General features: G+C 50.5%; 6 protein-coding genes. 5 read left to right on the top strand and 1 reads right to left on the bottom strand.

All coding sequences use genetic code 11. The features are described from left to right. The 3 genes from JOE62_RS16135 to JOE62_RS16125 form a co-directional block, all read left to right on the top strand. A partial coding sequence (locus JOE62_RS16135; protein ID WP_204723162.1) for a hypothetical protein occupies positions 1 to 698 on the top strand: 698 nt, incomplete at its 5' end. Continuing rightward, positions 655 to 6324 carry a putative type IV secretion/conjugal transfer ATPase gene (locus tag JOE62_RS16130; RefSeq protein ID WP_204723161.1) on the top strand — a complete coding sequence of 1890 codons (5670 nt, stop codon included), beginning with the start codon at positions 655 to 657 and terminating at the stop codon, positions 6322 to 6324. The genes JOE62_RS16135 and JOE62_RS16130, both read left to right, overlap by 44 nt. Positions 6325 to 6355: 31 nt before the next feature. After that, on the top strand, positions 6356 to 7738 hold the full coding sequence (locus tag JOE62_RS16125) for a DNA cytosine methyltransferase (protein WP_204723160.1): 1383 nt from the start codon (positions 6356 to 6358) through the stop codon (positions 7736 to 7738). Between the two features lie 42 nt (positions 7739 to 7780). Here JOE62_RS16125 and JOE62_RS16120 read toward each other — a convergent pair whose 3' ends face one another. Continuing rightward, positions 7781 to 8734 carry an HNH endonuclease gene (locus tag JOE62_RS16120; protein ID WP_204723159.1) on the bottom strand — a complete coding sequence of 318 codons (954 nt, stop codon included), beginning with the start codon at positions 8732 to 8734 and terminating at the stop codon, positions 7781 to 7783. A 218-nt stretch (positions 8735 to 8952) separates the two neighbouring features. Between JOE62_RS16120 and JOE62_RS16115 the strand changes: the two genes are divergently transcribed. Together JOE62_RS16115 and JOE62_RS16110 are read left to right on the top strand one after the other, a co-directional pair. Beyond that, the gene (locus tag JOE62_RS16115) at positions 8953 to 10011 is read left to right on the top strand and encodes a nucleoside hydrolase (protein ID WP_204723158.1); all 1059 of its coding nucleotides are present in this window, start codon (positions 8953 to 8955) and stop codon (positions 10009 to 10011) included. A 119-nt stretch (positions 10012 to 10130) separates the two neighbouring features. Then, positions 10131 to 10937: an ECF transporter S component gene (locus tag JOE62_RS16110; RefSeq protein ID WP_204723157.1), complete on the top strand. Its 807-nt coding sequence runs from the start codon at positions 10131 to 10133 to the stop codon at positions 10935 to 10937. Position 10938 lies beyond the last annotated feature (1 nt).

Below are 10938 nucleotides of genomic sequence, written 5' to 3'. Positions count from 1 at the left end.
CTCGGGTGTGGGCTGATTGGGCTGCAACTGTCCTTCGATTGGCTTTCGCTATGGGATTTCTTTGGGAAGCAACCTGGTACGTGAAACTTGCCAAGTCTGTAGTGACAGGAGAGCTGAACCCATGGGAAGAAAGTATTAAGTCAGTTGGAGAGATCCTGCCCTGGCGATCAATGCGGTCCTCAACCTCGGTTCGAGATATAGCGGCGCATTTATCATGGGTCGTTCATCAAGGGGCCGTCGTTCGAGAGCTGCTTTCCAGTTGGGACAAGAGCGGTAAATTTGAAGGTATTTCGTTCGACGACGCGATGGACATGATGCATTCTGACGAAGAATATCGCGTGCAACTCAACCACGCCTTGAGCGACACCAAAAAGAACACCAGCAATATACAGGAAGCAATTCGGTACACCCTAAAAACCCGCGACCGAGTTGGGGAGACTGCTGATTACTACGGTTTGCTTCGTTCATCGGGACGATTTTTGACTGTCGATCCTGGCACTGAATGGATAACGGTTGTGGCCAGCCTGACATGCAAGCAGCCCGGAGCCGAGGCCAACGTTGGAGATCTGATGAAAAATCTCCAACTGTTAGGCCTGTATCCAGAACTTACTGATGTTGTGGACCTATTAGAGCGCGCAGGTTTAGCACGAGGCAGTGCTGACGCAGACCAAGGCGTTCGCATTCAGAGTGCTTTCTAGGAGGAAAATTTTGCTATCACAGGTTTTCGTAGAGTGTTTTAAGGATCGTTCTGGGCTGAACGCCGCGTACCTCCCGTCCGGAGTTAATAGGCGACTTGCCGAAGATATCGTTTCTCTAGCCAATAATCAGTACGGAAGCGATGACTACGCCTTCTTGGTTATGCCGGATGCAGATGAAACGGCAAAGTCATCGCGTGATGCAGTTCGTTACCGCCAAGGGCATCATCTTGCCGTTGTATCAGGTAGGCATCCCGATTTAGGATCGGTCACTGGCGTCTTCAGCGAAGCCTTGGGAGCTAGCTTCCCGGAAGCATCTAGCGGGAGTATCACTCTAAATGAGGTGGCCTACGCTGCGACTAAGATACTATTTCAGTCGGCCGATTTATCGTTAAACTCGTTGGAGCTGTTGGAATCATGCTCCGCTCTAGTGCTCCGTTCGCTTCAGCGGTTGGGGGAAATTCTTCAAGCCTTACGCCAGGGAACCAGACCGTGGAACGTTCAGTGGTATAAAGCCGCTGACTCAGGACTAAGAGTCTTTTCAGCGAATATTGCTATCGACAAGCCAACCGTCATAGACGTAGAGAACTACTTTAAAAAGTACATTTTTGCGGCTTTCGGGATGCCTCGGCAGGAAAGCACTAAGCGTTATAGTGCGGCAGAAGTGGCTGAAGCCTACAAGAACTTCTGGTCTGACAGATCATTGATCGAAAATTCAGCGAAAATGCTCGGATACACGGGACACGAAGATGACAAGGAGCATCCAATTGCGGATATCGGGTGGGAAAAATTCGATGATGAACTGATTATTCAGGAAAATCTAGCTTTAACTTTCGGTGTGCTTGTTAGTAAAGAGCCAGGAGCAACGAGCAAGTTCAGCGAACTTACAGAAAGCCAGTTTACTGATCCTAGTCGTGGATCTTCTGATCTCAGCAAGTTGCAGATACTTACACCAGACAAGGAATCTCTCAATTTCGGGTTTGACACCAGTTCAGATGGTCCGATTATTATTCGTGCGGAGTACCACGAGTGGGACGGCATGTATGTCTCCGAAGAGATTTATATACGTTTACCGACTGCAGGCACAGGAGCGGTTGAGGACCTTGTAAATAGTGGTGTCAAACTTCTCTGTTCCCCGAAGAAATATTCTTGGGAGGGGGTACTGGTGGCTGATGAGGAGGATGGCGAACTGTACTTTGTGGGTCAAATATCTGCACGTGCAGTTCCGCCAGTAAATATTCAACCTTCAAAAGTTAACCTTAGAATCGAAGTCCCTGCCAACGACGTGTTGGTTGGAAAGATCGATCAGCAAGCTGGGTGTACGCTCCACGTAGTTCATGCTTCCACTCCTGGGCTCATTTCGATTCCACTAACCGGGAAAAAAACACGCAAAACCGGCAAGCCAAGCTATTACGGACCGGAGGTTCTCCAAGAATCCGTAGATTCTGTCGAGATAACGGGAACCGTGTTGTCTTTCACAGTGGAAGGGACTGCAGCCAAACACAGGTATCTTGCCTGGGGGTGTCCTGGGTCCGTCCCAACGTTTGAAGGTGATGAATTTCAGTCACTGAATGGACTGGAAGACATCTGGTACTTTGATTCGCCGCCGTTGGCACTTGCCAGTATCAAAGTGGGCGACCAAGAATTTGAGTGTCGAGCTGAGGACAGCACGAAAGCCCCGTTATCTCCCGTAGCGGCAGCCATCGCTAAGAGAATGCCTTCCCGCGATCCGCTACCACAAGGAGAGGAACAATCGCTACGTGGACTGTATGAGAAGTGGATCGTAGAAAACTACGTCGATGAAGACGTTATTGGCGCATTGGGGCATATTGTGATGCCAGAAGATCGGGATACGTCCCGCGAGGAAATCGTTCCTGTCGGCAATGGCTTCCTTATGCACGAATCGCTTGCTGGTGACTGGCGACAACTGACTGATCTTGAAGTCCCTGAGGAACTGTACAATTCTGTCGAAGCAAATCAATTTCGTGAAGCCTTTAAAGCGCTGAAGGTAGGCCGACAATTTAAAGTCGATGATGAAGGAAATACACATCTTCGTCCTTCAACTGTCAGTTGGCGACATCTGTGGAACGGTGAGAGGCGTGAGATCAATGATTATCTTGCGGCGTACGCCGACCTTATTCGCGCGTCAAATAGGAACGGCGACCCGGCTGGAAAATTCTGGGCCGCCTACCCGTTTTCAATTAGTATTTGGTCAACGAGAGATGACGCACTTACAAAATCTGTGTTACTTAGTCCGTTGCACCCAATTAGGCTGGCGTGGCTAGCTAGCGTCGAGGCTACGCTTTGGGAATCCAGCATTGCTGAGGACCTTGCAGGAACGGTTGAAGGCTGGAACATTCCTTTCTTCGGACCGCGCGAGGAGCCTTATGGGCGTTTTATGGCGGTACCTATGGAGACTGGAAATGAACAGGTCTTCCTCGGATGGTCGATGTTGGTTATTGCTTCGACATCCGACCCGAAAACACTGCAATCCCCTACGCTAGCAGCTGGTGTTCGTCTGCCGGGCACTGCCATCAGCGGATTAAACGCAACTGCCGTGGCAGCGGCTATGCGCAGTTATAAGCAGATAAACCCACATTTATCTACTCTTTCTGTTGATCTGGCAGCTCAATCTAGTCAAGCGCGTTTAGCGGAAGTAGACGTATCTGTATTGCGGGAAGGCTATAACTGGGCTGCGGACAAAAATATGCCGTTGCGCGGAGGTATACGCGTCTGGGATTCATCTCAGAGGACAGGTGAGCCGCCATTGGAAGCGATTGCACGCAATGTGGATGCGGCACGGGATGTGCCATTGGCATGGAACCGCTACAGTGCCGAAAACAGCAGTTCCATTAGATCAGATATCCGTATTCTCCAAGATGGTGGAGTTAAAGTACGACTGCGTGACGATGTCTCAGTTTCGCAGTTAGGCGCCTTAGGTGATGTTCCTCTTCGTCGATATGAGGCAATGAGCGGCGAGGTGTCGACGGGCAAATATTCAACGTCTTCGCCAACTCTGACTACTGACCGGGGATGGCAGCCATTCGTGGACGCATTGGTGGAGCTTGAAGGTGCGAGCCGAAATACTGTCATTGATACACGACTATTTGCATCTCAGTTAGCAAACGATCAAGCGAATTGGACTGTCGCAGGTGAATCATTGATGAATCCTAGCGCTTTGGCTGAGATCCTACGAAAAAGCTCGTCAGGCGAACAAATGTTGTGGGAGTGGCGACCACCGTTTTTGGAGAGTTCAAAGGGAGCACCAGCTGTGGAACGCCGGCCGTTCGTATCTATAGCCAAAGTTCCGAATACCTTCCGGAGACAAATTCGTGAACTATTGGATCGAGTCATTAGCGACGAACGAGTTCCGGAAAAACTTGAGGTCGATATTTTGGGTCGACTTGGCACTCGCGGTGTCGGCCTGTCGTCAATGTTAGCCATGGGAGCTACGCACGCCGCTGGAGCGCTAGGTTTCTATCTGGCATTTGAGCTAATGGAGAAAGCTAAGAATACATTCGACGGTACTTTCGTTTTGCCGATCGATGCATGCGACGGCTTCCTAAGATCACTAGCAGGGGCAGCGCATGAGTCAGATTCCGCGCGCAGGGCAGATCTCTTGCTCATAAGACTTAAACAAGGAAAAGTAACGTTGTCACCCATAGAGATCAAGTTCTATGGAGTAGCTTCTGATACGGAATCAATTCTGCCCAGCGGAACTTCGGATACTTTGTTGTCGGAAGCCGTAGCCCAAGCGAATGTAACGCATGGATTGCTGCAAGGCGTTAGCGAAGCCTGGCAAACGGCGCAGAACGACGCGTCCAATTCAGCGCTATGGAGCAATGGAATGGCGGCTCTGATCGAAGCGGCCATCAGACTTAACCCTGTCGACAATGAGGAACTTGAAGCTACACGTTCCGCGTTGCAATCGATCGTGGACGGGAAATTCACTGTTTGTGTGGGTAAACCTGTAGTCACGTATTTCCGGCATAAGGGGGCTACCATCGATGGGCACAGAACTGTAGTGCAACGTATTTCTGAGGGGGCACTTGCGGAAAAGTACGGCGAATATGGCCTTCTGGCCGCTGAGGCAAGCAGTGGGTTCGAAGCCGTCCAGTCTTCAAGCAATGAGCTTGTATCTCGTTGGAGTGAGCTCGTTAAATGGTCCCTCGATTCGGCAATTCAGTATGGCGCAAGCACTGAAAAAGGCGCGACACTAGGGGGCATTCCAGGAGCTGGACAGAGTACGGCGAAACCTAATTCTTCGACTCAATCAGAAAGCGGCGAAGTAGCCGGGGAGCTTCTGCAGCCGGTGGAGGGAAAGACGGCGACCGAGCCAAAAACTCCATCTGATAACCGTACTAGCCCAAATACTGGAGCTGAAAAGCCAACAGTCAAGAGTGTTTCTTCAAAGCCGGAAGTGGCGCCAGAAAATGTTGGCGATGGAGGAAAGACGAATGCTGCAAGTGAAGAACCATTAGTCGAGAAAAGTGAGGGTATTCGGTTTAAAGTCGGTGATACTTTGGGAAGCACCCCGACATCAGTCGATTTCTGGCCGAGTAACACTAGCCTCAATCAACTAAATATTGGAGTAGTTGGCGATCTTGGGACAGGTAAAACGCAGCTTCTTAAGAGCCTAGTCTTTCAACTGCGGCAAAAGGGCAAAGAGCAGCAGGGCACTCCACTCACCACGCTTATCTTTGACTACAAACGAGACTTCCAGGATCCAGAATTCTTAGATTCTGTTGGGGGCAAGCTACTGCACATCAATAACATTCCTCTGAATTTCTTTGCTCTTCGCGGAGGCTATACTCCGATGAAAGCGGCGCAGAAGTCTAACGAGTTTATCGATGTCCTCGATAAGATCTATGGCGGTATCGGTCCGATCCAGAAGGACAGGCTGCAAAGTGTCATTACTGATTTATATCGTGAGATGAAGCCTGAAGCTCCAACTATTTCAGAAGTTTTGGCCAGATATCTGGAAGACAACGACAAGCCAGATTCTGTAACTGCGTTGCTTCGTAAATTTGTGGTTTCAGAGATCTTCTCAGACGACAAGAGTCAGCTTCTTTCATTTGAAGAGCTTATGGAAGACAACGTGGTTGTCGTAGCATTGAACGATTTTGGTACGGACGATGACGGGAAAAACGCTCTCGTGGTGTTATTCCTAAATCTGTATTACGACTACATGCTGAACTCGAAAAAGTGGCCGTACCTTGGTTCTGAACCTCAGCTTAGGACGTTGAACTCATACTTGTTGGTGGATGAAGCTGTGAACATCATGAAGTACAAATTCCCTGTGCTGATGAGCTTACTTCTGCAAGGACGAGAGTTTGGTGTTGGAGTAATTCTTGCTTCCCAATACCTGACGCACTTCAAACAGGGGCAGGAAGACTATGCGCAACCTCTTCTGACCTGGTTTGTTCACAAGGTTCCATCGATTTCCCAGAAGGATTTGTTCATGCTGGGGCTATCTGAAAGGACGGAAGTCATGCTTCAGAAGATTCCCAAGCTGGGAGTCCACCAAGCACTGTATAAATCGTTGGGCGTCGACGGACGGTTCGTAAGAGGACTTCCTTATTTCGAAGTTGTCAAAGACCATAGCTTGGGCAGTCCGCCAATTCACTAAAATGTCCCTTGATGCCGGAGAATAGATACTGATGAAATACGTAGATCTGTTCTCCGGCTGTGGTGGTTTAAGCCTCGGAGTTGAAACCAGCGGCGCGGAATTAGTGTTGGCTGTCGAAAAATCGGACCAAGCTGCTAGAACTTTCCGACACAACTTGGTCGCGGATGCTTCGAGCGATATCTTTTGGCAGAATTACCTGCGGATGTCCTTGCCAGAACAAGCGGCTCAGCATGTAATTGTTGACGAAGTTCAGAGCCTGTTGAGTAACGTTCAGGTGATGTCTCAACTGCGTGAAGAAAAGCTAGACTTCGTTGTCGGTGGACCGCCCTGCCAGGGATTCTCGTTAGCTGGTCTCCGTCGTCCGGATGACGTTAGAAACCAGCTTCCGTACCAGTACCTAGAATTTGTTGCAGAGACTCAACCCAAGATGGTTGTAATTGAAAATGTTCTAGGAATGGGACAGAGTTTTTCAAAAGATGTCGATTCTTCGTTTGAACAGCTGCAAGTTGCTTTGTCTCAAATTGGCTCCGGATACGAAGTTCAGGCAGTTCAAGCCGACGCGGTGCACTATGGCGCTCCTCAGCACCGGCCACGATTGCTGATCGTTGGACTGGAGAAGAGTCTCGCGCGTGAAAAGAAGATCACGTCATCTGGCTCGCTGTGGAAGTCGAATTACACGAATTTGTTGTCTGAAGATACGCCAGAATTGGCGCCCATGCCAACCACTGCGTATGAAGACAGGCGTCTTGTCAGGGATGCAGTAGGAGATCTTCTGCTGCAGACTGTACCGGAGCAGGGCGAAAATTCGTATGTTGAAGATCTGAATTCCACCTTTGATATTACGGTTGTCAGGGGTTCAGAGTCTCGCCTGAGTAATCGATCGATAAATCATGTTCCCCGTAAACATCGCGAATCGACGATTCAACGATTCCGCATATATCAATTTTTAAAGGAATCTGGTATCGCGGAACGACTGTTGCGACAAATTGCTGATATGACTGATGATGTTGCAGCTATTTTTATTGATTCCGAATTGAAATTAAATGAAGAAGGTATTAAAAAAGCGCAATCTAAAGGACTTCTCGCTGGGTTGTCGATGAAAGAAATTCGTGACTGTATTCAACAATCTTCAACGCGCAAGCATTCGCAAAAAGTACTTTCTTGGGACGAGCCAGCACGAACTGTCGTCACATTGCCTGACGACTACGTCCATCCACGTGAACCTCGTGTGTTTACAGTGAGGGAGCTCGCAAGATTCCAAGGTTTCCCTGATTCGTTTGAGTATCTTGGACCCGAGACGACCGGGGCTCACCGTCGGAGATTTGAGGTTCCTCAATATTCTCAGGTGGGTAACGCAGTTTCTCCTTGGCTAGGTCTAGCAATCGGAAAAATGATTGGCAAAGTCTTGGGGTAGCCAGAGCCGCAACGTCGCTAGCGACCTGGCCTGAAAGTTCCTTCAGGATGTCACTCCGGGGCGATATGTAGTGTTTTTGTGAGTCTCCCAATGGAGGTGCAACCACTGTCTTTGATTGCGCGAAAGCTGAATATGGGGCTGCTGTCCTTCTAATGCCACGTAGGCAGGAAATTCTGCCAGAGATGAATCGACGACAATATTGAATGTATCCGGGTTGATTCGAATCAAGCCGCGATCGAAAAGTCCATGAATGTCTCTTCTAAGTAGAAGTCCGCCATCTTCGTGGTGTTGTCCGTGATTGGCGTAGCTATATAAATGTGCGGCTTCTAGTGCTGGCAACGGTGTGGGACCGGTGATGGCACAAATAGATCCATATTTCTTCACAAGATCAGACCTGAACGCTGCCTGACCAATTCGCGCGCGGACGGTGCTTAATGTGTGGCCAGCGGCAATAACTCGCTTCGCTGTTTGAGCGAAGAGTTCGCTTGGAAAGGGCAGGTCTGTGTGGCTGAAAAGATCTAGCAACTCTTGGCTAGAGATCTTCCTAATTGCATTCTGACCTGGTGCAATCGATCTTAACTGATTTCCCGTTAATGTCCCTGATAGATCTGTCCAAGCTGGCGCGTAGAATGCGGTTCGCGTATCAACGTATGTTGTAATCTGTTTGCGATCGTTGGAGCTGAACTCGTGCCCGCACTCTGTATTCTGGCATCGCCATTCGGGAGTTACTCTAGTCCTTGCCTTAATTCTCCCGTCGCATTTGGGGCAAACGAAGCGCACTTTAGTGTCGTTCTTTTTGACATCAATAGTCTCGATGACAGAAGCGCCAAGAAGTGATTTTTTGTCCCAAAGCAAGATGACATCTCCAACTTTGATGTGCCTTGCGTTGGGTGATGTGTCATCCCATGTGTATTGTTCGCCATGAATATCGCGATAGTTATCAATTCCTCCGTGTTGGAGTTTCCCCGGTACAGTTAAAACTAACCATGTGCTCAAATCTTTCACCTTCCAGACTAGATCTTGATATTCACAATACATGGCGGTAGATGCATCTGAATTGTGGATATAAAGTGGGCATTATTTAGACTGATTAGCTTTAGGGGGAATGGGCAACGTAAGCACCCTCCAAAGTGCGATAACGGACCTATAAGCTGGAGGTGACTTTAATTCTCTGGAACCGCAGAATGATTTGCAAAGTCTCCCGGAAGGTAAGAATGAATCAGGTACGTCTGCTAGCCGACTGCGACACCGGAATCGACGACGCTTTGGCGTTGGCCTACCTCTGTTCTCTCGACCACGTGCAGATTGAAGCAGTCACCAGTACCCCCGGAAACGTCGACGTCGAACAAGTCGCCGCAAACAATTTGGCTCTGCTCAAGCTCTGCGGGAAGCCTGAAGTTCCAGTTCTCAAAGGTGCCCGCGAACCGCTGGAAATTCCGTTAGCGACAACGCCTGAGACCCACGGGCCTCAGGGAGTCGGCTATGCGACTTTGCCTGCTCCTGACACCAGTGCCATCGCTGACAACGAAGCCGTGGATTGCTGGATCGAGGCAGCCCGTACGAACCCAGGGGAACTCACGGTCCTTCTCAGCGCGCCGTTGACCAACTTCGCGCTGGCCCTGCGTAGCGAACCGAAGCTGCCATGGTTGTTGCGCAAAGTGGTGATCATGGGCGGTGCTTTCTACTACCAAGGCAATACCACTCCCACCGCAGAGTGGAACACCCACGTGGATCCGCACGCCGCCAAAGAAGTATTTGCCGCCTATTCGCGCGCAGCTGAAGAAGGTCTCGAATCTGAGAAACTGCCCATCGTCTGTTCGCTGGACACTACTGAACGCTTTGAGATGCAGCCAGAGTTCCTGACCAAACTGGCTGAAGAAGCAGGCTGCGAAGAACCCGAACTGGTTCTAGCCAGCGATACCGAAGGCACGCTCAGCAAAGCATCCAACCCACTGGTGCGCTACCTAACTGACGCCTTGCGGTTTTACTTTGAATTCCATCGGCACTACGATCAGGGCTACATTGCCCATGTCCATGACTACTTCGCCGCTGGAGTCGCCGCTGGAACTCTTGAGTACGAGGCCCGTCCGGCAACTATCGATGTAGAGACAGAATCACAATTACTGTTTGGAACCACAGTGGCGGATTTCAGGGGACTCTGGGGCAAACCAGCAAATGCCCATGTGGTCTCGCAAAACGATCCAAATGCAGGCTTTCAAGAACTGGTTCAACGCCTCGGTGCGCTGGCTCGAAAACTAGACAAGAATTCATAGTCGCCAAGACGAGTGAGCTAGAATCGTCTACCGGGTCGAGGTGACATAGACCCGCAGCTCGCGCGCGCCAGCCTGAACTTTGGTGCGCAGTCATACTCGTACCTCAGGACTGCCTCATCATGTCATCAAATCTTCTGTTGCCCGACGAGACTTCGTCGCAAACACTTCGCCGCCGCCTCATGGCTATCGCAGGAACCGTCATCCTCGTGGCCACCTACGTCACCTTGATTACAACTCAGCCCATGGGAATCGTCGAGGGACTGGGACAGGGCGTTGCTCTCGGGACCTTCGTCGCCTACCTTGCAGCTGCCGTTCTTCTGTTGCTGGCCGTATTGCCTGATCTTCCTGTCTCCACCTTGACCTTGATTCCAGTAGCACTGGCGTTGAACATCATCCTTGGACAGTTTGTCGGCTCGGTAATGATCCCTCTCTACATCGACTCCATCGGTACGGTCATTGTCGGCTTCCTGGCAGGACGCCGTGCTGGTGCTGCCACCGGTATACTGAGCACCCTGGTTTGGTCGCTGTTCGCACCCACCGTTCTGCCGTTCGCAGCCGGTGCCGCACTGGTCGGTTTCCTTGCGGGAACCGCTGCACGTTTCGGGGCACTGCGTCGCATCTACCTGGCGCCAATTGCTGGTCTAGTTGCCGGTGTTCTCGTTGGCGTGGTTTCCTCGCCAGTAGCGACCTTCGTTTACGGCGGCACTTCGGGCGTGGGTACCGGCGCATTGGTTGCCGCCTTTAGCTCCATGGGTGACTCGCTGCTCTCTGCTGTTACCAAGCAGGCATTGATTTCGGATCCAGGGGATAAGGCAGTGGTCTTCTTGGTCGCAGCCCTTCTGGTGTACGCGTTGCCAAAGCGCTTGAGTGGCAGCTTCTCCTTTGTCCGTCGCTACCGGGTCTTGGGAAAGCGCGTCAGCAAGTAAG

Origin of the sequence: Glutamicibacter nicotianae, assembly GCF_016907615.1 — a bacterium.
Classification (GTDB): Bacteria; Actinomycetota; Actinomycetes; order Actinomycetales; family Micrococcaceae; genus Glutamicibacter; species Glutamicibacter nicotianae.
This window is presented reverse-complemented; position numbering and strand designations above follow the sequence as displayed.